At 39.0% G+C, this 25019-nt stretch carries 27 protein-coding genes and 1 tRNA gene; 26 read left to right on the top strand and 2 right to left on the bottom strand.

Annotation, left to right across the window (positions count from 1 at the left end; translation table 11 throughout):
• Positions 1 to 34: 34 nt before the first annotated feature.
• The 23 genes from H5R64_RS07680 (at position 35) to H5R64_RS07790 (ending at position 18323) form a co-directional block, all read left to right on the top strand.
• Entirely contained in the window at positions 35 to 448 is a 414-nt protein-coding gene (locus H5R64_RS07680) for a phage tail tube assembly chaperone (protein ID WP_182583277.1), read from the top strand.
• A gap of 50 nt (positions 449 to 498) precedes the next feature.
• Positions 499 to 645, top strand: a complete 147-nt coding sequence (locus tag H5R64_RS07685) for a hypothetical protein (protein WP_182583279.1) — start codon at positions 499 to 501, stop codon at positions 643 to 645.
• A gap of 33 nt (positions 646 to 678) precedes the next feature.
• Positions 679 to 885: a hypothetical protein gene (locus H5R64_RS07690; RefSeq protein WP_182583281.1), complete on the top strand. Its 207-nt coding sequence runs from the start codon at positions 679 to 681 to the stop codon at positions 883 to 885.
• Between the two features lie 75 nt (positions 886 to 960).
• Positions 961 to 5193, top strand: coding sequence for a phage tail tape measure protein (locus H5R64_RS07695; protein WP_182583283.1), 4233 nt, complete (start codon positions 961 to 963; stop codon positions 5191 to 5193).
• A gap of 14 nt (positions 5194 to 5207) precedes the next feature.
• Complete coding sequence (locus tag H5R64_RS07700; protein WP_182583285.1) at positions 5208 to 6062, top strand: phage tail domain-containing protein; 855 nt, start codon at positions 5208 to 5210, stop codon at positions 6060 to 6062.
• 80 nt (positions 6063 to 6142) lie between these two features.
• Positions 6143 to 7804, top strand: coding sequence for a phage tail protein (locus H5R64_RS07705; protein WP_182583287.1), 1662 nt, complete (start codon positions 6143 to 6145; stop codon positions 7802 to 7804).
• Positions 7782 to 8837 carry a GH25 family lysozyme gene (locus tag H5R64_RS07710; protein ID WP_182583289.1) on the top strand — a complete coding sequence of 352 codons (1056 nt, stop codon included), beginning with the start codon at positions 7782 to 7784 and terminating at the stop codon, positions 8835 to 8837. The genes H5R64_RS07705 and H5R64_RS07710 overlap by 23 nt, the downstream gene beginning before the upstream one ends.
• Positions 8821 to 9096 carry a hypothetical protein gene (locus tag H5R64_RS07715; protein WP_182583291.1) on the top strand — a complete coding sequence of 92 codons (276 nt, stop codon included), beginning with the start codon at positions 8821 to 8823 and terminating at the stop codon, positions 9094 to 9096. Before H5R64_RS07710 ends, H5R64_RS07715 begins: the two co-directional genes overlap by 17 nt.
• A gap of 17 nt (positions 9097 to 9113) precedes the next feature.
• Positions 9114 to 10598: a DUF2479 domain-containing protein gene (locus H5R64_RS07720; protein ID WP_231797918.1), complete on the top strand. Its 1485-nt coding sequence runs from the start codon at positions 9114 to 9116 to the stop codon at positions 10596 to 10598.
• Between the two features lie 3 nt (positions 10599 to 10601).
• On the top strand, positions 10602 to 11111 hold the full coding sequence (locus H5R64_RS07725; RefSeq protein WP_182583293.1) for an Ig-like domain-containing protein: 510 nt from the start codon (positions 10602 to 10604) through the stop codon (positions 11109 to 11111).
• 15 nt (positions 11112 to 11126) lie between these two features.
• Positions 11127 to 11582 (top strand): fibronectin type III domain-containing protein, encoded by a 456-nt coding sequence (locus H5R64_RS07730; protein ID WP_182583295.1) that lies wholly within the window; start codon positions 11127 to 11129, stop codon positions 11580 to 11582.
• Positions 11583 to 11586: 4 nt separating this feature from the next.
• The gene (locus tag H5R64_RS07735) at positions 11587 to 12069 is read left to right on the top strand and encodes a hypothetical protein (RefSeq protein WP_182583297.1); all 483 of its coding nucleotides are present in this window, start codon (positions 11587 to 11589) and stop codon (positions 12067 to 12069) included.
• Positions 12070 to 12105: 36 nt separating this feature from the next.
• Positions 12106 to 12597 carry a hypothetical protein gene (locus tag H5R64_RS07740; RefSeq protein WP_182583299.1) on the top strand — a complete coding sequence of 164 codons (492 nt, stop codon included), beginning with the start codon at positions 12106 to 12108 and terminating at the stop codon, positions 12595 to 12597.
• A gap of 14 nt (positions 12598 to 12611) precedes the next feature.
• Positions 12612 to 12986 (top strand): hypothetical protein, encoded by a 375-nt coding sequence (locus H5R64_RS07745; protein WP_182583301.1) that lies wholly within the window; start codon positions 12612 to 12614, stop codon positions 12984 to 12986.
• Positions 12986 to 13129 carry an XkdX family protein gene (locus tag H5R64_RS07750; RefSeq protein WP_182583303.1) on the top strand — a complete coding sequence of 48 codons (144 nt, stop codon included), beginning with the start codon at positions 12986 to 12988 and terminating at the stop codon, positions 13127 to 13129. The genes H5R64_RS07745 and H5R64_RS07750 overlap by 1 nt, the downstream gene beginning before the upstream one ends.
• Before the next feature lie 435 nt (positions 13130 to 13564).
• Complete coding sequence (locus tag H5R64_RS07755; protein WP_182583305.1) at positions 13565 to 14002, top strand: phage holin family protein; 438 nt, start codon at positions 13565 to 13567, stop codon at positions 14000 to 14002.
• Between the two features lies 1 nt (position 14003).
• A complete protein-coding gene (locus tag H5R64_RS07760) occupies positions 14004 to 15134 on the top strand; it encodes a LysM peptidoglycan-binding domain-containing protein (RefSeq protein ID WP_182583307.1) in 1131 nt (376 codons plus the stop codon).
• Between the two features lie 142 nt (positions 15135 to 15276).
• Positions 15277 to 15528 carry an AbrB/MazE/SpoVT family DNA-binding domain-containing protein gene (locus H5R64_RS07765; protein ID WP_182583309.1) on the top strand — a complete coding sequence of 84 codons (252 nt, stop codon included), beginning with the start codon at positions 15277 to 15279 and terminating at the stop codon, positions 15526 to 15528.
• 66 nt (positions 15529 to 15594) lie between these two features.
• Positions 15595 to 15945: a type II toxin-antitoxin system PemK/MazF family toxin gene (locus H5R64_RS07770; RefSeq protein ID WP_267905315.1), complete on the top strand. Its 351-nt coding sequence runs from the start codon at positions 15595 to 15597 to the stop codon at positions 15943 to 15945.
• 474 nt (positions 15946 to 16419) lie between these two features.
• A complete protein-coding gene (locus tag H5R64_RS07775; protein ID WP_182581671.1) occupies positions 16420 to 16815 on the top strand; it encodes an ASCH domain-containing protein in 396 nt (131 codons plus the stop codon).
• A 12-nt stretch (positions 16816 to 16827) separates the two neighbouring features.
• Complete coding sequence (locus H5R64_RS07780) at positions 16828 to 17424, top strand: non-canonical purine NTP pyrophosphatase (protein WP_182581670.1); 597 nt, start codon at positions 16828 to 16830, stop codon at positions 17422 to 17424.
• Positions 17425 to 17875: 451 nt separating this feature from the next.
• Complete coding sequence (locus H5R64_RS07785; RefSeq protein WP_182583313.1) at positions 17876 to 18205, top strand: hypothetical protein; 330 nt, start codon at positions 17876 to 17878, stop codon at positions 18203 to 18205.
• Positions 18206 to 18252: 47 nt separating this feature from the next.
• Positions 18253 to 18323 (top strand) — tRNA-Gly (locus tag H5R64_RS07790).
• Between the two features lie 53 nt (positions 18324 to 18376).
• Here the strand turns inward: H5R64_RS07790 and H5R64_RS07795 are convergent.
• Both H5R64_RS07795 and thiD read right to left on the bottom strand, forming a co-directional pair.
• Positions 18377 to 19312 (bottom strand): L-lactate dehydrogenase, encoded by a 936-nt coding sequence (locus H5R64_RS07795; protein WP_182581667.1) that lies wholly within the window; start codon positions 19310 to 19312, stop codon positions 18377 to 18379.
• Positions 19312 to 20139: a bifunctional hydroxymethylpyrimidine kinase/phosphomethylpyrimidine kinase gene (gene thiD / locus H5R64_RS07800; protein WP_182581666.1), complete on the bottom strand. Its 828-nt coding sequence runs from the start codon at positions 20137 to 20139 to the stop codon at positions 19312 to 19314. The genes H5R64_RS07795 and thiD overlap by 1 nt, the downstream gene beginning before the upstream one ends.
• A gap of 374 nt (positions 20140 to 20513) precedes the next feature.
• On the opposite strand from thiD, the gene argS reads away from it, so the two are divergent.
• The 3 genes from argS to H5R64_RS07815 all read left to right on the top strand — a co-directional run bounded on the left by argS (position 20514) and on the right by H5R64_RS07815 (position 24990).
• Complete coding sequence (gene argS / locus H5R64_RS07805; protein ID WP_182581665.1) at positions 20514 to 22214, top strand: arginine--tRNA ligase; 1701 nt, start codon at positions 20514 to 20516, stop codon at positions 22212 to 22214.
• 168 nt (positions 22215 to 22382) lie between these two features.
• The gene (locus H5R64_RS07810; protein ID WP_182581664.1) at positions 22383 to 24548 is read left to right on the top strand and encodes a PBP1A family penicillin-binding protein; all 2166 of its coding nucleotides are present in this window, start codon (positions 22383 to 22385) and stop codon (positions 24546 to 24548) included.
• 67 nt (positions 24549 to 24615) lie between these two features.
• Positions 24616 to 24990 carry a YlbF family regulator gene (locus H5R64_RS07815; RefSeq protein ID WP_182581663.1) on the top strand — a complete coding sequence of 125 codons (375 nt, stop codon included), beginning with the start codon at positions 24616 to 24618 and terminating at the stop codon, positions 24988 to 24990.
• Positions 24991 to 25019: the final 29 nt, after the last annotated feature.

Genomic DNA, 25019 nt, shown 5'->3' on the forward strand with positions numbered 1-25019 from the left:
CAATACGTAAGGGCGGCTATGAGGAGGAAACTTTATGGTTGTTAAATTGAATACAACGAAAATTGGTTTAAAAAAGCCCGTCAACGTTCACGCTAATTTAACCAACGTTGATAAGGCTGATGAAATGATGATTGCGATGCTCTCATTAAATGTCGATATGGACGAAGCGGAAAAAAATAGTGATGAAGAAGATTCTGTTAAGCAATCATTAACGATGCTAACAAAAGAACGTCAATTTACTAAGAAGTCATTAGAATTCTTGCAAAATGTTTTGAATTTATCTGATAAGCAAATTACAATTGTTAAGGATTATGCGGACTTTACTATTCTTGGTGAATATCTAAGTTATGTATGTAATCGAATCAAGGGTGTGCCAGAATCTGCTTATGAAAAGGAGACTAAGAAGACAGCCCCAAAAGAACAGTCGGCCAGCTCAGAAGAGCAATAAATGATTATCAACAAGAGCTAGAAGATCGAAACTACTTTCGCCAACGATTAATGCTTGAATCAGGAATTTTACCATCAGAGTTAGATAAGCAGGATTATTTTGAGTTACTGAAAATTCAAAGTGCCAAAGCTCGAGAAGAACGGCCATTACAAGGTGCTGAAGGATTTAAGAAAATGGCTCAGATATTTGGAAATTAGAGTATAATGATTGCTGAAGGAAGGGTGAACTATATGAAAGAAAAATGGTTAGCATTTTACAATAGCAAGTATTTCTTGCCCTTGTGTGCAGCTTTGATTTTAGCTATTGAAACGTTCGTATTTATTAAAGTTATGGATGCTTTTAATTTATGGTTTGCTCTAATTGCAGTAATTATGTTCATTATCGTAGTCAAAATTGTTACAGCTTTACTAACAATGGTATTATCAATTTTCAAATAGATAGAACAATTGAATATTTCATCGGGCCGGTCATTATGATCGGTTTTTTTGTACTCCGGGGAAGGAGGTGTCACATTGAAAGTACAAAATGAAATGTCTACTCGTATTTCTGTGGAAACAGTAGCCGCCATTGGTAGCTTAAAAGCCTTTAGAAATGCAGTTACCGCAACAAGTAATGCTTGGCGCGCTCAAGAAACAGCGCTCAAAAATTCTGGTAATTATTCAGAAGCGATTCGCTCAAGAATTAGTGGTCTGAATAAAGTAATGGAATTACAACGAGCCAAAATTAAAGAATTACGGTCAGAACAAGAAGGGCTTGATACCTCAAATAGGAAGCAAGCAACACAGTTTTTAAAACTTGAAAAGCAAATCTCACAAGCTAACAAACAACTTGCTAGTTATGATAGTCAAGCTAGAAGAGCTAAAACTGCTGCTACTTATCAAGTGTCCGGACTGGCATCATTGCAGAGTGCTTATCGTTCGGCACAGTCTGCATCAAATGCATATGTAGAACGCTTAAGAGCTGAGGGTAAATCAGCAAGTGCTAGTGTAACCAGATACCGATCATTAAAAACGAGTCTTGTTAATTTAGAATCTCAATACCGTAAACAAGAGTTTATGCTCAAGCAAGTAGCGAATGCTAGCGGCAAAGATTCAGAAGCCTACCGTAAGCAAAAGGAACAATTAGACAAAACTGCAACATCAATCGCCAAAACCAAAAGTGAAATGAAGTCTTTGCGAGGAACTGTTGCCAGTCTTCAACCAACTGGTATTAATCGGATTGATAATGCCGTGTTGAAGATTAATGACCATACTAGTCGAATGAAAACCAAGTTTAAGGATGCTTTTACAAATATCCGACAAGGGGCTTCGGGTGTTGCTAACACTCTTGGGGTTATTACCGTAGGACTAGTTGATGCTGCTAAAAAAGCTAGCTCCTTACAAAAGACCTACGTAGAAAATCAAAACTTGATGACCACTGCTGGTGAAAAGAGTGCAGATGCGCAAAAAGAAGTTAATCAGATGTACTCACAAGGTGAGAAATTATCTGTTCAATATGGTGTTTCCCAGAAATCTATTTCGGATGGATACCAAACATTAATTAAACGTGGTTACGATGGTAAACAATCACTAGGTGCAATGAATTCGATATTGAAGGCATCGAAAGCGTCTGGTGATGATTTTGATGACACCATGCGAGTTACGACTTCAACCTTGGAAGCCTTTGGGATGAAGGTAAATTCCACTGGTGGAATGATGAAGAACACAGCTAAAGTAGCTGACACTTTGGCTAAGGCAGCTGACGTTACTTCAACCAGTTTTAAAGATATAGGTGAAGCCATGACTTATGCTGGACCATCAGCAAAAGCAACTGGTGTTTCACTGAAAGAAACTTCTGCTATTCTGGGGGTGCTTTCCAATAACGGATTAGAGGCTACGCAAGCAGGTACCGGTTTACAACGGATCCTTACTCGTTTGGCGGCACCAACTGACACCGCTAAAGCATCTTTAAAGAAATACAATATGTCAATTGATGACTTTAAGACAAAGTCAGGTAAACTAAAACCTGTTGGTGATATCTTTAAGGAAATCAATAAACATGTTCCAAAAGCTGAACGACTAGAATTCTTTAATAAGGTATTTGGTCAAACTGCACAAAACGCGGCATCAATTCTTTCAAGTTCTACTAAAGATTTAGACCATGTTAATAACCAGTTAAAAACTGCATATAAAGAAGATTATGCTGGTAAGCTTGCCGAGAAGAACATGAAATCAGCTAAAAATTCTTCTGACCGTTTTAAGTATGCAATGCAAGCTGTTCAAATTGAATTAGGGCGTAATATGCTACCAGCTATTTCTAAAGCCTCACAGTCGATGGCGGAAGCCTTTATGCGTAAAGATACTCAGAATGGTATGAAAGCTATTGCTAAGGGTATTGGAAGCATCGCATCAGCCTTAGTTAGCTTTGTTACTTTAATTGGGAAGCATACGACAACAGTTAAAGTATTTGGGAGTGCCTTATTATTAGCGTTTGCTAATTTAAAGGTTCTTGAAGGCATTGGACGAATTAAGAATGCCATTTCGATTCTTAGTGGATTAAAAGCAACAACCAAGATAGTGAAAGCATTTTCATTTGGAATTCGTGGTATTGGTACCGCATTAAAAGTAGTAACTGCCGGGTTTAACCCTTGGGTGATTGCTATTGAAGCCGTTGTTGTAGCATTTACTCTACTGTATAAACACAGTAAGAAGTTCCGAAAGTTTGTTAATGGTTTAGCTAAAAGCGCTAAGTCAGGTTTGAAAAAGCTTGGCGGTTTCTTTAAGTCAGCATTTAGTAACATCGGTAAAACGATGCAAAAGCACAATAAGGAACAAGCTAAGTATCAGCGTCAAGAGATTAAGCAACGACAGCAAACTGCCAAACGAGTAAGTAAAACTGTTACAAATATGTGGCGTGGAATTAAAAAAACTACGCGTACTGCTTGGCGTAATCAGATGAAAGAAAACCAGCGTGGTCTAAAAGATGCCCATAAAACTTGGAATACAATGAGCCGGAATGTTCAACGAACTTCTAAGAATATGTGGAATCGGGCTAGCCGGGATGCCCGGAATGGTTGGAATTATGTTGCTCGTTGGGGTAACCGTAGTTCTAAGGATGTTGCTAAAACTTGGAACTGGATGAATCGGCAAACAACCAGGGCGGCACAAAGAATGTTCCAAAAGCATAAGCGGACGTTCAAGGCCGGCTACAAGGTTATTGAGGACCAAACGAAGACTTGGAAAGATCTTACTAGCGGTCATTGGGATCGTTTAGCAGGTGATACTCAACGAACAGCTAATGATATGAATAAATTTCATCAACGGTTGTTTAAGGATATGTATAACAAGTTAAATGATCTAACAGATGGTCGACTGGGTGATATGGTTAAATCTTGGCAAGACAAGATGAGTAGTATTGATGATACTGTTGCTAATGCTAAGCAAGCTATCCATACACACTTTGTTGACTTGGTACGTGGCATTATCAAACCATTTAACGATATGCTGGCTGATCTACAAAAAGGGATTAACTGGGTATTGGATAAGTTGGGAGCATCTAAGATTGGAGGCTCCTGGCAAGTGCCGATGCCAAGTTATGCAACCGGTACCCGAGATGCACATCCAGGTGGATTTGCTAAAGTTAATGATGGTAAAACTGATCACTATCGGGAACTATACCGACTACCAAATGGTGCTGTGGGAATGTTTCCGGCAGTCCGTAATATGGTTGTTCCATTGCCTAAAGGTACGTCAGTCTTAGATGGTGAACGCAGCTACGCCCTAATGCGGATGATGGGTAAAATTCCCCATTATGCAGATGGTATTGGTGCTTTATCTGATATGTTTAGTAATATTATCAACACAACTGGTGATGCCCTTGATGGAATGATGGAGGAAGCAGATAAAATAATTGCTCACCCAATCGAATTCATGGAAGGCGTATTTAAGAAGTTTGTTCAAGTTTCAACACCAGTTAAGTTTGCTAGTGATTTGGTTACTTATGTTCCAAAGTATATTGCTAAGCAAATGGCAGATTGGATAAAGAAGCAATTTGCTACCTTAACTAATCCTGGTGGTGCTGGTGTAGAACGTTGGCGACCTTACATCATTCGGGCATTTCATCAGTTAGGTGTTGAGCCAGTTGCGTGGAAGGTTGAAAAATTACTTCGTCAAATTCAGACCGAATCTGGCGGTAACCCATTAGCCTTTCAACATGGTTATGTTGATGCTAATACTGGTGGTAATGAAGCACGTGGTTTACTTCAATTTGCTGGTTCTACCTGGGCTGCGGATGCCTTACCCGGTCATACCGACTGGAAAAATGGATACAACGAAATCTTAGCTGCTATTCATGTCCTTGAACAAGGTGGTGAAGGTGGCTGGGGTAACGTTGGTAATGGTCACGGTTGGGAAAACGGTGGTCTTATCAATAAACATGGTATGTATGAAGTTGGTGAGTACAACCGTCCAGAAATGATTGTGCCACTTGATATTTCAAAACGTTCGCGAGCTTACCAGTTATTGGGCGAAATTGTTACTCGCTTTCATGCAGAAGAGCCAACTCATAGTAATCAAGTTGATAATTCTGAAGATCATAAGGAATTGCGAGAGCTTAATGCTAAGTTTGATCAGTTATTAGGAAAGTTTGAACAATTGTTAGGATTAAGTATTGACCAAGTATCAGCAATAAAAGCTCAGGGAAGTTTTGATACTAAACAATTTTATAAAAAACAGGCACGTGATGCTGCAATGAGATCATTTAGTTAGGGGATGAACTAGACATGGAACCATTTTTTAAAATTAAAATTGGTGATAGTGATGAATTCAACATTACTGATAAGGTTCCGGGTATAACATACTTGGGAGTTGATGATGCTAGTTCATCACCGCAGTTCACTAATAATTATCAAGATCTATCTGGAAAGGATGGGTCTTTTTTTGTGGGTCAAACATTCGCTAAGCGCACGTTTAACGAACGATTTATATTGGCTTCCAGGAATTGGGAAGATTACCAATTAGCTAAACATGAAATATATAAATTGTTTGGGCGAAGAGAATTAATTAGGGTACGAACGGATGTAAACAATGCTAAGGTTTATTTTGGCTATGTTAATCCTTTTGATATTACGCCAATTCAATCGGGAGCTAATTATGCTAATTTTACAATTCCCTTTGATCTACCTAAGCCATATCGTTATTCACTGTACCGTTCAGATTCTCCTTATACTTTTCAACAATCAGGATGGCAATTTGGAATGAATTTGCCAAGTCACCCTGATTCAGTGAGTTATCAATTTACAACTAATAATTTCAAAGTTTATAACGCCAGTGATATTAAAGTTGATCCATATTTTCAAAATCATGATTTAAAGATAATCATTAAGTTCAATGGGGATTCATTGAAGATTCATAATAAAACAACTGATACTACTTGGGCCTACAACGAAAGTAGTGACGGCAACCATACGATTATCTGGGATGGGCAATTATTAACTACCTACCTTGATGGTGAACAGGTTAACGGTAAAACTGATTTTGGTTATATTAGTTTAGACCCTGAATGGAATGATATTGAGTGTACTGGAGCTAACTCAGTAGATATTACATTCAGTTTTCCATTCATCTATTTAATATGAGTTTACTCACAACTCCCTTGGTTATTTTGGAGATTAAAGATGGTCTCTTTTATCCGCCAAAGAATCCTGGAAATGATAACATGGCAGTTCTCCAGTCTGCATTATCGGATTCAATCTATATCCAATGGGAAGTAAATAATACTTATCAAGCACAATTTACCGCTTATGATGATGGTTCAGAAGCTTTTAATTTACTAGAAGTGCAAAATATGGTGAAAATTACGGAACAATGGTTTGTGATTAAACAGATTCAACCAGACTATTCAGGTGGAATTGCGACAGTTGATGTGAGCTTGTCACATGTTTCAAATGAAATTTCGCGTATAAGACATTACAGCAATAAAGATCCGATTGATTGGGGAAACAGTCCATATTATTCGGAAAATAATAGTAATTCCAGTCAAACTGATTTACAGGTCACCTCAGACGGTAGTGATGATGATCAAACTCAACAAGTGACTCCACAGAATATTTTAGATAGCGTTTTTAAAAACAACGGTTGGGGTATAACGTATCAAGTAATTGGAGAATTTAATTCAGTTAGTATAGACGATCCATATGCTAGCGGTAGCGGAAAAGATTGCTTGGATAAAATCAGAGAAGCATGGCCAGATTGTGTAATTTATCCAGATAACTTAAATATCCGTGTTTATTCGCATGATGAGTTTTATAAAAACTATGGCAATCGGATTGATTATTTGCACGATACTGCGGAGATAACGTTATCATATGATTCTACAAATATGAGTAATTGTGCCCGATTAGTTGGTGCTACGTATGAGCAAGATACTACAGTAGATACCGGTTTGCCCAATGGAAATGCTGGAAAGGGTGCTCAATCAGTAATTGATGATGCTAAGAAATATGTTGGTGTTCCGTATGTATGGGGTGGCGCTGGTGGTTCACGGGGTGGAAATCCATTTAGTGGAATGGATTGTTCTAGTTTCGTTTCACAAGTCTATAAGGATTTTGGCATTGATGTTCCAGCATATACAGTTTCACTTGAGGGATGTGGAAGTGATGTTAATTCGCCACAGACTGGTGATATGGGATTTTATGGATCTCATGGGGCAAGTTACCATGTAACGCTTGCTTTGGATTCAACAACAATGGAATATGAACCACAACCTGGAGAATCATGTAAGGTTACCCCAATTAGTTATTATCCTCCGTCGTGGTGGGAGCGTAATGATCAAATGGCGACGATAGTTGGAGCGACTGGGGATGATAACGATGTTGATAATACGACAACCGATAGTAAGGAAATGTATTATTTTGCACCCTTCTGGTATCAAAATCAGGAAAGTGTTAACAGATGGGGACAATTTGGTACAGATGATATTACTTCTGATACTATTCAAGACAAGGATGAAATGAAAAAATATGCTGATACTCAGTTTAATCTCAATCCTGATTTAGAGATTGATGCAACGTTACAAGATAATCGGAAGCCAATTGCTGGTGAATTAATTAGAGTTGAAGTTAAACCCAAACATTTTGTAACTACTGTGGCTGTTGTTGGTTATCAATGGTATCCGTATAGTGAAATTAATTCGTCAACTGAAACACTAAATTCTAACGGTAAAAATATTCTTGATTATGATAATACCCAACTCAATAACGTTTCAGTTATTCAAGATAGTGTTCACAAGATAATGACTTCTGATATGGAAACACAAAGTGGTCAGGAAACTTGGACTGAAAGCGAGGCTAAACAATATGCTGACACCCAACGTGATTGATATTTCTGAACAATGTTCAACCATAGACTTCAGTAAATTAAAATCTGAAGGGATAAAATCGGTAATTATTCGTCTTGGCGTGGGTAACACTCAGGATAAACGGGCAACTGAATTTATTACAGAGGCTAAAAGGGTAGGACTAATTATTCACGGGTACCACGAATATCAAGATGATGTTGAAAACCAGATTCAGTGGTCTATCCAGAATGCACATAAACTTGGATTATCAAATAATGCTTACTATTTTTTGAAAGTAAGAAGCAACAAAAATAATATAAAAGAGCTTTTTCGACCATTTTACCGAAACTGGAAGATGAATCGATGGAATGTTGGTCTATATGCTTCGGTTACTGAATTTAATAATTTTAATTCCGATGAATTTGAAAGAAATGATATTTATAAATGGGCCATAAAGAATGATGATCAATCAATCGAAAAGATGAATTTGCTGAGTATTAATTCTCTAGATGGGATAGGGAAAGATATTGATGTTAGCGGTAAATTAAATCAGGTAATTAATATAAATGATTCAATAGAGACTGATCCCAATAAAGATTATCGTGTTAGTTCTGGTGCGTTTGTGGGATTTGACTATTCAACTACTTCCATTCAAGGCGGCAAATTTTTGGTAGCCTCTCCAGACGGTGTTAATAAAATTCCTAAATTAGGACCTGATGGATCATTTATGTTTAACCGAGATGATGGTGAACGTATATTGAAATTAATAGGAGCTGAGTTTGTTCCCAAAATTCGTATAAATAAGAATGCACCATCGAAAGTGCCATCTGATTATTCAGATGGCATTTTTTATGAAAAAGTATTTTTAGATAGTTTTCAAATTAAAGTTAATCAGGGAAAACTAGGAATATTAACTACCAAAGTAATTGTTGATGCTAATCATTGCTATGCTAGGCAACAATTAGAAATCGTTGATAGTAAAAAGCCTGTTATTTTATTGAGAAATGGCCGGGATAATGCTTGGAAGAGTTGGACTTATTTGTTGGGAGATGAAGAGAATGCAGGATCAGATTAAGTTACATACAACTGATTTACCAATTACACTTAGTCGGGAATTCTATGATGATTTAGTTGAGAACTTTAGGTTAATTGAACAAACGTTGAATAATCTCAACAGTGAGGTTAACTCGCTAAACGGACAATTTACCGAGTTAAATAAAGATGATATCCAAACTGAGTTAATAAATGATGCTGGAACCTCTGTTACTAATAATGACGGAGAGACCAGCATTATTGATATTAGCGATACGGATACTTCATCTGAAATTAGTTAGAAAAGGAGGGATTAATTTTGCCAGTTAAGGTAACACATAACAATAATGGTCATCATTACCGAATAGCAATTGATATTGCTAAAGAAGGGGCCGAAGTGTTTGACCTAACGCCTTACTTTAAAGGGCGAGTCGGTGATAATAACTTCGGCCTACAAATTGTCTGGTATTATCAAGGACAACTATTAGATATCTCCGGTATGAAGCCATTTATCCAAGGAAATGTTGGCCACTATTCATTTGATGATCAAAAGAATCTGCAAATGGCACCTGACGCTGGAACGGTTTCATCAACAGGTGATCCAAAGGATTGTCAGGCCAATGGTCAAGCACTATATCGGTTTCCGGAGCAGATGTTCCCTAAAGAAGGAATTTTCAAGGGCTTTATTGGGTTACTTGATGATTCCGATGATGGTGGCCATACACATTTAACGGGAGTTAATATTTGGTTCCGGGTTCTGGGCGGCGTTGCTCAAATGGGACGAGCCTGCGACTTCTACATTAGTGATTTGGACATTGCGTTGACTAACGCTAAAGAGAAGCTCCGTCAAGAAGGCATTGAACGAGAACAAGAATTTGAAAAGATTCTGGCCGATTTGCAAACTAAGCAAACAACCATTTCAGAGGAGTTAGATAAGCTTGGCGATGATACTAAGCAACAATTCCTTGAATGGTTAGCAAAGTATAAACAATCCCTGCAAGATGCTCTTAATGCGGTTGATGATCCTAAAGAAGGGCTAATGGCGAAGTATTCATCGCTACTAACGATGGCAAAGCAGATCCAAGAGATTCTCAAACAAGCCCAATTCCATGACCGGCCATTCCACTTTGCCACCGTTAATGCAATGCAGAAGTACACAGCATTGATGGACGGTGACCTTGCAATCACGCATGGTTGGGATAATTACGATGATGGTCACGGGGCTTACTGGAACGTCCGAGTTAAGCATAAAGACGAAACGCCGGATGAGCAGAATGTCATTAGCATTAATACCGATATGGGCTTAGTTGCGGAACGGAACTCATCCTTGTTGAGTGCGGATAGTCTGGAAGACTTCCTTTATGGTTACACAATTGAGATTAAGCATAATCAATGCGAACACCCGCTGCGCCCGGCAGTGCTGTACTACGAGGACGCTATCGGGACTGAACGGGATGGTTTAGGTAAGACTAGTCATGGTTTCGGGCAAACAAACACCAAGCTAATTAATTGCGTTGCGGAATACCCCGATGCAAACACAATCAAGGTTAAGATTCCTCGGAACTTCTATCTTGATGCCGTACCGCACTATAAGTTCGGTGCTTGGTATCTGATTGACGGTAACCGGACGATCAAAGTTGACTTGGGAATGCCGATTGATGACGCTAAAGCCCAAGCAGGTGATGGAGAAGGTAAGTCTTACCTATCACCGAACACGGGTTACTTCTCAAAGCCAACAAGTCCAACGGACTTACGAGCAGTCTATATTGATGAACACACGCAACGGTTACTATGGAGGGATTAGTTAATGAAATTCTATATTTATCAAGGTGTTGGCACGGACGGTGAACTGAAGAAGATCGCTGAAGTTGAGAACAAGAAAGAATACACCGCTACTGGTTTGACGGCTAACTCAACTTATCGCTTCGCTGTAAGTTCCTACAATGGTTTGCGAGAAAGCGCTAAGTCTAACGTTATCACGGTCAAGACGAGTGCTATTCCGGTTCAAAGTATTACCTTGGCAATTGATAAAACGGCACTTGAAGTTGGTGGAACAGCTAAGGTTACCGTTACAATTACGCCGGCCAATGAAACCGATGGTGCAGCGGTATTGACCTCATCAAACACGCAAGTGGCAACTGTTGATGGTGCTGGTAACGTCAAAGCAATTGCTCCGGGGACAGCAACAATTACCGCAAAAATTGGTGAGAAGGTTTCTAACGCAATTGGCTTAACAGTCTATGAAGCATTAGTTAATGTATCAAACCTAACAGATAAGAACGTAACACCTAACTCGATAGAACTTGATTGGAACTAATAGAGGTGATTGCTAATGCAATATCGTATTCGCAATGGTGACAGCCTTATCGCTACTGTGAGTGCTAGAAACTATCAAGTTTCAGGCTTAACACCAAATACTTCATACCGATTGAGTGTTGCGTCCTTTAATGGCTTCCGTGAAAGTCCAAGGGCGAGCCTGACGGTTAAAACTCGAGGAATTCAAGTTAAGGTACCAGTTAGCTTAACTACTGGAGCAACGGTGTCGTTAGTCTATCTTGAATATGCATTAGGATTAGTCCCGATTGGGACGGAACCCAAGGGTATGTTCGGTGGAGGTAATCGACAAATTCTCCCGGCAAAGGTAATTAGCTCGGCTAACGGGACGAGCACGCTTGAAATTACCAACAGCTTTAACTTGATGAGTGATGGTTTAACAATGAAACAACTACCAGACAAGAGCTTTGGAGTCTTTGAAGGCTACAAGGCTCTTTACTATAAGGGGGATTAGTTTAATGGATTTACAAAAGATTACTGCTGGAATGGATCTGGGAGTAGAAGCAATTGAACACAACTTTGAAGCAGTAGATCAGACTGTAGAAAATATGGGGGGGGGGAAACTAAGCCAGCTCCATTGGTCTGATGTGACAACAGAAGGACTAGTCGCAACGAATGATTGGGGCCTACTTCCAGCGTCTCGAAATAGTGGTTATCAAACGGCACAGCTTGGTAATAAAAAGCTGGTCTGGTTTCACCCAATTCTTCAGAGATTAAATAGTAACTTTAATGGCTCATCTTGTGGTTTCGTCATCAAAGTTCCACACAATATTGAACCACAGGCCTATGCATTTGGCGGCAGCATTGATCCGGACCGACAATGGGGTTATATGATGGGACAAGGATTTGCCCTGAGTACCTACACAGGCATAGTGAAGGATGATAATTGGGTAAAAGATAATCTATACAGCTTTTCAGTATTTTATTTAGCAAATAATTAATTTGGTCAGGTATCCATATTAGGTGCCTGACCTTTTATGAAAGGAATGACACTTAATATGGATATTAAAATTGACAAGATTTTCACGGGTATGGATAACGGTGCAGAGAAGATTAACCAAAATTTTTCCAATGTATCGGAAGCTTTTGATAATCTTGCACAAGAATTTTCGGATAAAGATCTTATAACTAATTGGAAGAAAGACGGTATCGTCTTCGAAAGCGGTTTTGTTGATTTTCCAGGGAAGCCAAGTGGTTATCGATACATAAAATTTCCAAATGGTGTAAAACTTGTCGAGCTTTCTCTACATTCGACTCTCACACAAGGAATTAATGGTTACGGTGGTGGTGGCTGGGTAAAACTCCCTGACATTATCGCTCCGATTTCTTGGCAACTTGCAGGGGGTGTTTCTGGAAAATACTTCTATAGCCAGTCATCTAATAATGAATTGTCAATTTCTAAAACTGATGGTGGTGATTGGGACCAGAATAACTACGAGTATTCAATCCATGCCATGTATTTTGCATAAAAGGAGGATAAAAAATGATCGTAATTTATCAGTATGATGCTTCAACTAAGAAGCTAACTGGTACTGATGTAGTAGCAGATGATTATGAATTAAAAGCAAATGAGACAACGATTGTTTGTCCTGACGGCTTGTATGAACCGTCTTTTGACGAGCAAGCGAACGCTTGGAAGGGAATTACTAAGGAAGAGTGGGAAGCAAAGCATCCACAACAGCCGGTAAAGCCAAGTCCAACAGTTGAAGCAATGAATGCTCTGGGACAGCAATTAGTCCAAGGAAAAGCAGAATCAGATAAGACAAATAAGAACTTTGAACAGCAGATCGAGGACTTGACGCAATCAGTCAATATGCTAGGACAAATGATTGCTAAGACACAAGGAGGTACTAAATAATGATTGAATTTGTTAAATTGATGGCTAAGTTAAACGCTGACATTACTAATTACGTGGTTTTTGGGACAATTACTCCTGAACAATACAAGGAGTTTACCGGTAAGGATTACGTCCAACCTGCAACTCAACAACCACAAGCTTAATTAACACATAGTCGCCTTTGAAATACACAGTACATAAAAAACGTACGAAAGCGTTAAAAATTAAACGCAATCGCACGCTTTTATTATGGGCGGCTAATAAAAAAGGCGGGTGCTAAGAAAGCATCCACCCATACCGGCTTGTGAGCTAGAAAGCACCCACTACACACGGTCTATTCATCATTACACCTGTATTATATCATAATTATTTTATGGTACAATACTAACTGCACATTTGAGCGGGACTTAGAAACCCCGACTAGTGCAGGAAGGAGGTTCCTTCCAATGACGCATTGGTGTCTATTCATCATTATAGTACCTAGTAAGTACTTAAAAAAGATAATTAAAATGATTATCAAGCTTCTTCGGAAGTAATCATTCAGCGCTAACTTCGGTTGGCGCTTTTTTGTACCTTAAATTTTAGAAAGTAGGGATTGAATGCAATTACTAACAGCACCGCCAATGCCGTATCATCAGATGTATTTCACGCATTTTCAAAACATGGAAGATAATCGGTTGATATGGCTATTCGTTTGGGCGGTCATTATTGATATTGTAACAGGATTGGCGAAAAGCTTAGTTACTAAGCGGACCACATCAACTAAAGGCACAACTGGTTTAATCAAACATGGAGTGTTAATCTTAGTGATTTTGACTTTGTATCCAATGCTGGATGTAAACGGGATGGGAAGCGCTGGCGATGCATTCGTTACATTTTATATTCTTTACTATGCAGTCTCAATTATAGAGAACTGGGGACAGATGGGATTACCACTACCAAATTGGCTTAAATCGTATATCTATAAGCTTAGTGATGAATACAATAGTCAAGATTACGACCCTTTAACGGGAAAGAACAAGAAGGAGAAAAAGTAACATGCGGAATTTATTTGTCGATTTATCGGACTACCAACGTTCAGACCTCGCCTTTATGCAGGAATTAAAAACTAAGGGTGCAATGGGTGTAGTTATCAAGGTTACTGAAGGTTCAGCCGATGGCTCTGATTGGGTTAGTGCAACCGCTGGAGAAAAGATTCGGAATGCAGCTAAGGTTGGCTTAGTGATTAGCTTGTATCACTTTGCCCGGTATACTAGTGAAGCCGATGCCCGGAACGAGGCTAATTTCTTTGTTCAACATGCTAAGGATCTTGGCATGGATAGCAACACCTTAATGGTTGATGATGCTGAAGTTCACTCAATGGGTGACTACAACGCTGGAGCGAATGCTTTTACTGACCAAGTAAAGCAACTAGGCTACAAGCGAACCGCTGTATACTCGATGAAGTCATTCTTCACCGGTGGAATTCTTAATAGTCATGGCTTGGGTGATAACAAAATCTGGATTGCTGGGTATGGAATTACCAATCTTGGAATTGATAATGCAGCAGCTTGGCAATTTGATGATGGCCAAGGTTATGGTGGTAACACTACTGGTACTGACGCTAGCTACGACTTTGATGGTTGCTTCACAGTAGACGGTGATCAATCCGGTTCAGTACCGACAATTGAAGTACCAAAGAATGAACCAGTTAAGCACGTGGGGCACTCAGCAACGGGCACCTATATTGTTCAGTCTGGAGACACTCTTTCCGGGATTGCAGCTAAGTTCGGCACTACTTATCAAAACTTAGCAAGCCTTAATGGTATTGCTAATCCAAACCTTATCATGCCTGGTCAAGTGCTTAAGGTAACTGGTCAAGCTGATAATCAAACAGTTTACTATGTTCAGGCAGGTGATACCTTGAGTGGAATTGCTAATAAGTTTGGCACAACCGTTGATACTCTTGTTAGTGCAAATGGAATCAGCAATCCTAACATCATCTATGTTGGTCAAAAGATTGTAGTTAGTGGGAATGGTTCTAATCAATCAGGAACTTACACAGTTAAGAGTGGCGATACATTATCTGGAATTGCTTCTGCACACGGTACGACTTGGCAAGAACTAGCTACCAGGAATCACATCGCTAACCCGAACATGATTTTCGTTGGTCAAACAATTCAATTATAAAGATTAATCCCTAGTGGTAGTTGCTTGTGCAATTGCTACTAGGGATTTTTTGGAGTATATACGAGTTGACACCATAGATATACTGGGATATACTAATAATGCACACGGCGTATTTGGTAATTAATTATTGGAGGTCGAATTAATGATTAGAACACTTAAACTAGGTAAGTGGGGTAATTCCAACGCAGTTCGTCTCCCTAAAGAGATATTGAACCAAGTTGGAATTGCCTCAACAGATAATGAAGTATCAGTAGAAACTACTGCTGATTCGATTATCATAAAGCCTAAAAAAGAAAAAAGTACCTTAGAAAAAATGTTTGAAAATTACGATGGCAAATCTTATCCATTTGAAATAGTTGATAAAGGTGGAGCTGTTGGTCAAGAATTGATTTAATTGATAAGCTGTGCGAGTCGAGAGACGATTGTAACACGCTAAAAATTAAATAAAGGAAGTGGTGCTATGGTAGCATCGAGTTTAAGGCGAGGGGATATTATTATGTTAGAAAATGCCCCAAAGCCAGAAAAGAATCATGAACAAAAGGGATATCGTCCTTGGCTAGTTGTGAGTGATCCTTTTCTTAAGAAGTTTACCCCGTTTGCTTGGATTATTCCTTTCACTAGTGAAGACAAGAGCTTCCCTACTGTTGTTAAATGGAATCCTAAACAAGCCGGGACAAAAACTAAAGGAACACTGTTAGTAGAACAGATGACCAGCTTAGATTTAGATAATAGGTCGTATAAATTGGTTGATCATACTGATAATATCCCAGAGCAAGTGTTCCATAATATCAAAGCAATTCTTGATATTTAAAATAAAAAATCCATCAGGGATAAGCTGATGGTAAAGACTATATACTTGATATGACAATTTAAGTATATAGTCTTTTTTTGTTTCCGTAAAGCGAACAGCAGTTTATGATACAATATGAGTGAATCTTAATGTGCAAAAGCAAGCCCCGATCAAGCTTGTAATTCACTAGATCTCGTCCCTCTCCATTAACGGAGAGGGATTTTTAGTTATTGGTGCAAAATAACGATAAATTGCACCGATAAAAGTATGCTATACTGATTTTTGAGTGGGACAAAATAACCCGACGCTTCGTTTGAGGTGTCGGGTTTTATATAAAAAATAAAGTGCTGCACACATCCTGCACACAAAACTGAGTTAAAGCCTTGATATATAAGGCTTACAACTGCCTGCCTGGGGCATAAAATTAGCTCGGTAAACGTTGATTTACCGGGCTTTTTATTTTAACACAGAACTTTTTACCAAGGAGGCACCGTAATGAAGGCCTTATCCATTCGTTCAGATTACGCAGCCGAGATAATGAATGGTACAAAAACTGAAGAATATCGTACCTGGTCAACTAAACATCGGGGTGAACTTTTAATTTGTAATACCGCAAAGAAAATCCATGGTTTTGTTCCTGGCTACGCTCTTTGTGTTGTTAGAATTACTGACATTGAGCAGCGAGAAGATGACGAGGGACGGTACTACGCTTGGAAAATAGCGCCATTTACTAGGAATGGCTCCTACTGGATTGAACCACTTCCAATTAAGGGCCGACTAGGGCTTTTTAATGTAGATGATCGGTTGATTAAACGTGCGCCGTTTACAGAAATTCATAGTAGAAATGCTAAAGAGTGGTTTGAGAGAGTGATTGCACCACTTCGCTATTAGAAGGAGAGAAAATTGCAATTTATCATTGCTAGTAATAATCGGGATAAGATTAAAGAGATTCAGCGAATTCTGCGTGTCCGACAAAATAATGCGATTCCATATACAGAATTAATTGAAAAAAAGCACTTTCCTCCTGAAGGCAATCGTTCGTATACGGAGAATGCAAGCGAGAAAGCACTTTTTATTAGTAAATTTCTTCCGGAAGAATTAGTTATTGCAGATGATTCTGGATTAAGCTTAAAAGCTCAGCCCGGAATTCTGGGAGTTCGGACTGCTCGTGATTTGGCAAATTACCCAACAGCTCACGAATATGCCCAACATATTATTCAACTTGTTCAAGGAAGAGATCGCTCATTTAAAATGACAACGGTCCTTACTTGTGCTTACCAAGGGAGGATCCTTAAAACGGTACCCGGGATTCTAGAAGGTGAGATTGCAAGAACAGAACGGGGAACTGCCGGAGAAGGATTTAGTCGAATTTTAATTCCGGAAAATTCAACCAAAACGCTAGCACAGATGGCGTTTAACGAAGCTTACCCTTACTTGACACGTGCGCAAGCCGCTGAGGGACTTGACCGCTTTCTAAAAAAGAAGGGTAATCAAGGATAAGCAGAGATTGATGATCATTCCGCCAAAAACTAATCGTAAGTGACGTGGATTACCAAACGTTACGATTTTTTCGCGAAAAGCATTTGCGGTAAAAGCAAAAAGCATAATGGAAAAGATTAACCATATCAGGTTAGTGAGTAATCGTGTTTTCCATGTAAGAAACAGCTGAATGTTTGGCACGTTAACAGAATGAAGAAAAAACAGCGGGTAATAATTAAGCAAGTATTAACATGCTTTTCCATCTTGGCGTGGAGCCCAGTAGTGGAAGCAATTAAGAGAATAATGCTCGCAAATAAGATTAACAGGTTTAGCATTGGGAAGCTCCTTTCAGAATTTGATTGTAACACTGATAGAAATTCGTGGGTGAAACAAACACTTTGCTTGAAAAAATGGCAAAAAAAGTGTATCGTACACTATTGTGTTTACTAAATTAATGAAGAGGTGATAGCCTGTGGCTGATTTTGAAATTGGTGATCTCGTTAAGGCAAAGAAGTTCGGTCCAATGGATCATGGCTTTACTGGAATTGTTGAAAAAGTGTACAATAATTCTGTAATAATTTCGATTCAAGATTTTGAACCCAGTGATAAGAACGGGGTTAATGAATTAAACGGTCGTGCAGTTATTCGGCAAAGTGAAGCCAAGATGATCAAGGCTGTTCCACGTACCAAAAAGAGTGATGACGAAGATGAAGATAGTAGTAAAGATACTGACAAGAAGTCATCAAAGTCATCTGATAATAAAAAGACAACAAAAAAATCATCAAAAAAGGCTGACAAATAGAAAAATTAGCGATATACTTACTAAGTAATTGTTATTACTTAGTTCATGCGGGTATAGTTTAGTGGTAAAACTTAACCTTCCCAAGGTTGCGTCGCGAGTTCGATTCTCGTTACCCGCTTAACATGGAAATGAAAAAAATGACCTTCAAGGTAAGTCTTGAAGGTCATTTTTTTACTGAACTGCTTTGAGGACTGCAGTAAGTTGTTTTGCGGATGCTTGCATTTTGTCTAATTCAGTAGGTGATAATTGATATTCAATTACTTGGCCGATTCCTTGACGGTTAATAATTGCTGGCGAACCAAGATAAAGGTCATTGATCCCGTATTGTCCAGTGAGGGGAGCTGAAACCGGAATGACCGTGTTTTGGTTTTCAACAATTGCACATACAATTGTTGAGAGGCATTTGGCAACCCCATAAAAAGTGGCACCTTTATGTTGAATAATCTTTGCACCAGCTTGACGAACTTGTTTTTCAATTTTGTCCTTTTCTTCTGGTGTTAATTGAATGATTTCATCTAATGGTCGTCCATTAATCATGGTTTCATCAAAAGTGACAAACGAAGAGTCACCGTGTTCCCCAAGGACTTGTGAATCGACCGCATTTACTGAAATATGTAAACGTTGACTAAGAATTAATCGTAAGCGCATCGTATCCAAAGAGGTTCCGGTACCGATGACCCGTTCTTTCGGGAAACCAGAAATATGCTGCGTAAGTGTGGTTAATAGATCAACTGGGTTACTAGAAATAACAAAAACACCATTGAAACCACTAGCAATAATTGGTTCAACAATTCCCTTAAGAATTTTAATATTCTTATGAATTAGGTCTAAGCGACTTTCGCCAGGCTTCCGTGGAACACCAGCAGTAATAACCACAACATCGGCATCATGGGCGTCTTCATAGTTTCCGGCAAAAACGTCAGTTGGTCCAGTTAAGGGAGTAATATCAGCAAGATCAAGCGCATCCCCAATAGCTTTATCATGGTTCCGGGTAACAATAACAAGTTCATCAACTTCACGATTTGATTGGAGAAGGGAGAAAGCAAAGGCAGAGCCGACAGCACCATCCCCAACTAAGACAACTTTATGACGATAGTGGTTAATCATTATAATTCCTTCTTCTTTAATTCGCGTTGTGCTGCCCAGTGATTAATTGGACCAAACTTATGACCAACTTCAATTGGGTGTGAAATTGCAGCATAGACCGCATCCTTAGCGCGGAGAACTGCATTCTTAACGCTTGTTCCTTTGGCTAATTCAGCAGCGATAACGGCAGAAAAAGTATCACCAGTACCATTAACGTGGGTGGTATCAAAAAATGGTTTACTTAATTCAAATTGGGAGCCATCTTCTAATAAAACAACGTCAATAACTTCTTTTTGATTAGAGTCATTATGCTCACCCTTAATTACCACGTTCTTTGCTCCCATTTTTTGGAGTTCTTTTGCGGCAGCGAACATTTCTTGAGTATCCTTTAATTCAAAACCAGTTAACTTTTGCGCTTCATAGAAATTAGGTGTAATCACGGTAGCGAGCGGAATAATTCGTTCACGAAAAAGCTCGTATGCTGACTGTTCAAGAAGCATTGCACCGTGTTTAGTAATGATTACTGGGTCAACTACCAATGGGCCAAAGTTAACTTTAGTGTATTGATCAGCGACGATATTAATTACATCATCGTTGGCAAGCATTCCTGTTTTAGCGGCTGAAATTTTAAAATCAGCGGATAAGGTCTTAAATTGTTGTTCAATGAAGTCCTTTGGCATTACTTGTGCTGCATCGATTCCGTATGAATTACCGGCAACAGCTGCTGTAAGGAGACCGTGACCATAAACACCGTCTGCGAAAAATGCGTGTAGATCGGCAGGCATTCCTGCACTACCGTCTGAATCGTGACCAGCGATTGTTACTGCTTGTACTTGTTGATTAATCATGTCTATCAGCAACCTTTCTATAACATATTTGGGAAGATTGTAACATAAAAGACTCGTTAATGAATCAATAAAGTGCTTGCAAGAGCAGTTATTTTTATTAAAATGAATTGAAAAAAATCTTGTTTACAAACGAATGAATTATGATACACTAGACAGGAAACCAGTGATTGAAGAGTAGTAATAAGAAACGGTTTGTCAGCGATCCTGTGATAGTGGGAGTCAGGAATTTCGTTCTTGTGAAGGCGTGCTTCATAGGTAAAACTTAATAAATTGAGTGGAATTCTAATTCAATTAGAGTGGTACCGCGGGAAAATCTCGTCTCTAGTAAATATTATTTATTTACTGGAGATTTTTTGTATAGGAGGAATTAATTTATGGACGAAAAGTTACAAGTTACTAATGCCTTAGCTGTTGCATTACCAGATTTAGAGTTAAACGAAATCAAAGAAAAAATTGAACGGCCAAAGGATTCAAATAATGGGGACTATGCCTTTCCAACATTTTTCTTAGCTAAGAGCTTGCATAAGGCTCCCCAAATGATTGCTAGTGAATTAATTGAAAAGATTGATCAAACTGGCTTTGATAAAGTTATGGTTGCTGGACCATACATTAATTTCTTCCTTAATAAGGCTAATGTTGGTGCTGAAGTACTTAAGTCAATTTTGAACGATCCTGAACACTATGGTGAAAGTGATCTTGGTCATAAGGCTAATATAACAATTGACTACTCTTCACCTAATATTGCTAAACCAATGGGAATGGGGCATCTTCGTTCAACTATGATTGGGGAAGCGATTGCCCGGATTCTTGAAAAGGTGAACTACAATTTGATCCGGATTGATTACCTCGGTGATTGGGGTACTCAATTTGGTAAGATGATGGCTGCTTACGAAATGTGGGGTAACAGTCAAGAAGTTCAAGATGGTTTAAAGAATGATCCAATTAATACTTTGCTTCAACTTTATGTTCGGATTAATACTGAGGCAGACGAACATCCAGAATACACAGACGCTGGTCGTGAATGGTTTGCAAAGTTGGAACACGGTGATAAAGAAGCATGGCATCTCTGGCATTGGTTCCGTGAAATCTCCTTGGAACGGTTCCAACGGGTTTATAAGATGCTGGATGTTAAGTTTGATTCATTTAATGGTGAAGCATTCTCAGCACAAAAGATGGAAGAACCAATCCAACTTCTTCGTGATAAGGGATTGCTAAAGAAGAGTCGTGGTGCTGAAATTGTTGATCTTGATCAATTTAACTTACCACCATTGTTGATTATCAAGAGTAACGGAACGACTACTTACATTACCCGTGATTTAGCAACAGCTTTGTTCCGGAAGCGAATGTATGGTCATGCTAAGTCACTCTATGTTGTTGGTGCCGAACAAGAAGTATACTTCAAGCAACTACGGATGGCATTGAAGGAACTTGGCTTTAACTGGTGGGATCAAATCGAACACATCTCATTTGGTTTAATGAACCTTAACGGCAAAAAGATGTCAACTCGGAAGGGAAATGTTGTTTCTCTTGAAGACGTTCTTAATGACTCCGTTGATTTGGCACGGAAGCAAATTGCAGAAAAGAACCCTGACTTGAAGAATGCTGATGAGGTGGCTAAGCAAGTGGGTATTGGTGCCGTAATTTTCCATGATTTAAAGAATTACCGGCAAAATGCAGTTAACTTTAAGCTTGAAGATGTTGTTAAGTTTGAAGGGGAAACGGGTCCTTATGTTCAATATGCTCGGGCACGTGCTGAGAGTATTTTACGGAAGGGTGGTATCCGTGACTTTAGTAATGTTGACTTAACTCAAGTTGGTGATGGTGCTTGGGAATTAATTAGCTTCTTAGGTCAATACGGTGAAGCTGTAAAGCGCGCTGCTCTTAATTATGATCCATCAGTAGTTGCAAAGTATGCTTTAGAACTTGCAAAGAAGTTTAACCAATACTATGCTCATAATCGGATTTTAAATGATGATCCACAACAACCAGCACGTTTGGCATTAACTCAGGCGGTAAGCCACGTTTTGAAGTCAGCATTAGCTCTTCTCGATGTTAAGGCACCTGACGAAATGTAATAATTGTTTTAACTAGATAAAAGCAACTTAAGATTGTTATTTTGGACTAATCTTAGGTTGCTTTATTATTTTAAAATTTAGTTATACTCAATAAAAATAAACTACGGCAAAAATATCCTGTGTTAAAATAATTTAGATTTAATGTTATTTAATATGGGGATTAATTAAATGAGAAGAGAACCAGAAGAAAAGCCTCCTTTCCGTGAACAGCTACAGGCGTGGCTAAAGCAACTTTGGCACCGGATAAGGGTTATCTTAAAAGAAGTATGGCAGTGTTTTATTCGGTGGTTAAAACAATTTTGGCATCGGTATCAGATAACACGGTGGCTAATTGTTATTTGTTTATCACTATTTTTAGTAACCAGTACTTACTTGACGTTTGTTGCTAAAACGGCGGATGTAAAAAATCTCGAGGCTCGTTTGCGACGACCAACCATGATTTATGACCGTAATGGTAATTCGGCAGGTAGCCTTTATTCACAAAAGGGAACCTATGTATCCCTGGATAAGATTTCGCCAAATGTTCCAGCAGCGGTAATGTCTACGGAGGACCGTAATTTTTATCACGAGCACGGTTTCTCAATTAAGGGTCTCGGCCGGGCCGGTTTCTTGTTAATTAAAAACAAGTTGCTCCATCGGAACTATATTTCCGGCGGGGGGAGTACTCTAACGCAACAACTAGTCAAAAATGCTTTTTTAACTCAGCAACAAACTTTCTCCCGGAAGGCTCGTGAAATTTTTATTGCGGTAGAAGTGGAGAACCAATATAGTAAAAAGAAGATCATGACAATGTACCTCAACAATGCTTACTTTGGTAACGGTGTATGGGGAGTGCAAGATGCTGCTAGGCGGTATTTTAACTGTGATGCTAATGAATTAACCGTTCCTCAAGCAGCAACGTTAGCGGGAATGTTAACGTCACCAGGAATTTACGATCCGGTTGCTCATCCTGAAGCAACAAAGCAACGGCGAAATCTTGTTTTACAGTTGATGGTTGAAAATCACCAACTAAGCCAGTCTGCGGCAAACCAATATAAGGAAACGCCATTAGAGGTGAGAAATGGGTATGTTACCCCAAATACTTACCGTTACCCTTACTATTTTGACGCTGTAATTTCTGAGGCAATTAGTAAGTACCATCTCTCAGAAAAAGAAATCATGAATAATGGTTATAAAATTTATACAACGTTAGATCAGGATCAACAGCGTTCCATGCAACAAACTTACGAAGATGATGATAATTTCCCACGTGATTCGGTTGACGGAACTAAGGTACAGTCAGCATCAGTGGCGATGAACCCTAAGACGGGGGGAGTGACAGCAATCGTCGGTGGTCGAGGAAAACATGTTTTTCGTGGCTTTAATCGGGGAACACAGATGCGACGACAACCCGGTTCAACGATTAAACCGTTAGTCGTTTATGCCCCAGCATTGGAACATGGCTATTTTTATGATTCAACACTTCAGGATAAAAAGCAGTCATACGGAACTAATGATTATACGCCAAAAAACTATGACGATACTTATGCCGGAAGTGTTCCAATGTATAAAGCAGTATATGAAAGCTTAAATGCTCCAGCGGTCTGGTTGCTGAATAAGATCGGTGTTAATACTGGGTATAAGATGGCCGAAAAGTTTGACTTACCAGTTGAGAAAAGTGATAAAAATCTGGCGCTTGCCCTTGGGGGAATGACGAAGGGGGTTTCTCCAGAACAAATTGCCCGTGCTTATTCAACATTTGCGAATGAAGGGAAAATGCCGGAAACGCACTATATTACAAAAATTAAAGATGCTTCTGGGAAAACCATTGTTACTACAAAAACAGCTAAGCCCAAGCAGGTTGTGACTGCTAATACTGCTAAAAACATGACCAGTATGTTAATTGGGGTGTTTGAGCACGGAACTGGACAATCAGCTCGTCCAGCAGGTTATACTTTAGCTGGGAAAACGGGGACAACGGAGTCTGCAGTTAAGAGTAACAGTGCAGATGACCGTGATAAGTGGATTGTTGGGTACACTCCTGATGTGGTGGTTGCTACTTGGGAAGGGTACGATGACACTAATTCATCACATGCTCTTCAAGATATTTCAATGAGGAATGTTAATAGTCTTTACAAGGTAGAAATGACTGGTATCTTGAAAAATACACCAAATACAAAGTTTAACGTTGAAGATGCTCAGACGCGTGCAACCGCTAATAGTGGAAAGAGTAGTAAGGGCTGGGGGTCCTTTTTGAAGAATGGTGGCGACTTGATGAACCGCTTTAACCAATCGGTAAATAACTTCGGTAATCGTGCGGGTCAGTTATGGAATGATGTTCGTTCTTTATTCTGAAAAAATGATGATTAGGCGATAGTATGATACAATCAAATTGTTGAATAAATGAAAAGAGGTTACAAAAATGGTTAATATTTATGACACCGCTAATGAACTTAGTAATCAATTAAAAGAAACACAAGAATATCAAGGCTTGAAGAAGGCTTTTGATAACTTAAAGGCTCAAAAGGATACTTTTGATACGTTCAAGAAATTTCAACAAATGCAGGCTAACGCTCAACAAAAGCAAATGGCTGGTCAAAAGTTAACTCAAGATGAAATTAACGCCATTCAAACAATTGCTAAGGAAATTAGTTCTAAGCCTGAAGTACAAACTTTAATGAACCAAGAACGGGCCGTTGATAACATGCTCCAACAACTCAACCGGACAATTACTAGTCCTATTCAAGATATTTACAAGGATGTTATGCCACAAGGGCCACAACCTAGTGACAAGTAACTGTTAATTTAGTTATAAAAATGATAACG

Origin of the sequence: Limosilactobacillus fastidiosus, from assembly GCF_014145505.1 — a bacterium.
Taxonomy (GTDB): Bacteria; Bacillota; Bacilli; order Lactobacillales; family Lactobacillaceae; genus Limosilactobacillus; species Limosilactobacillus fastidiosus.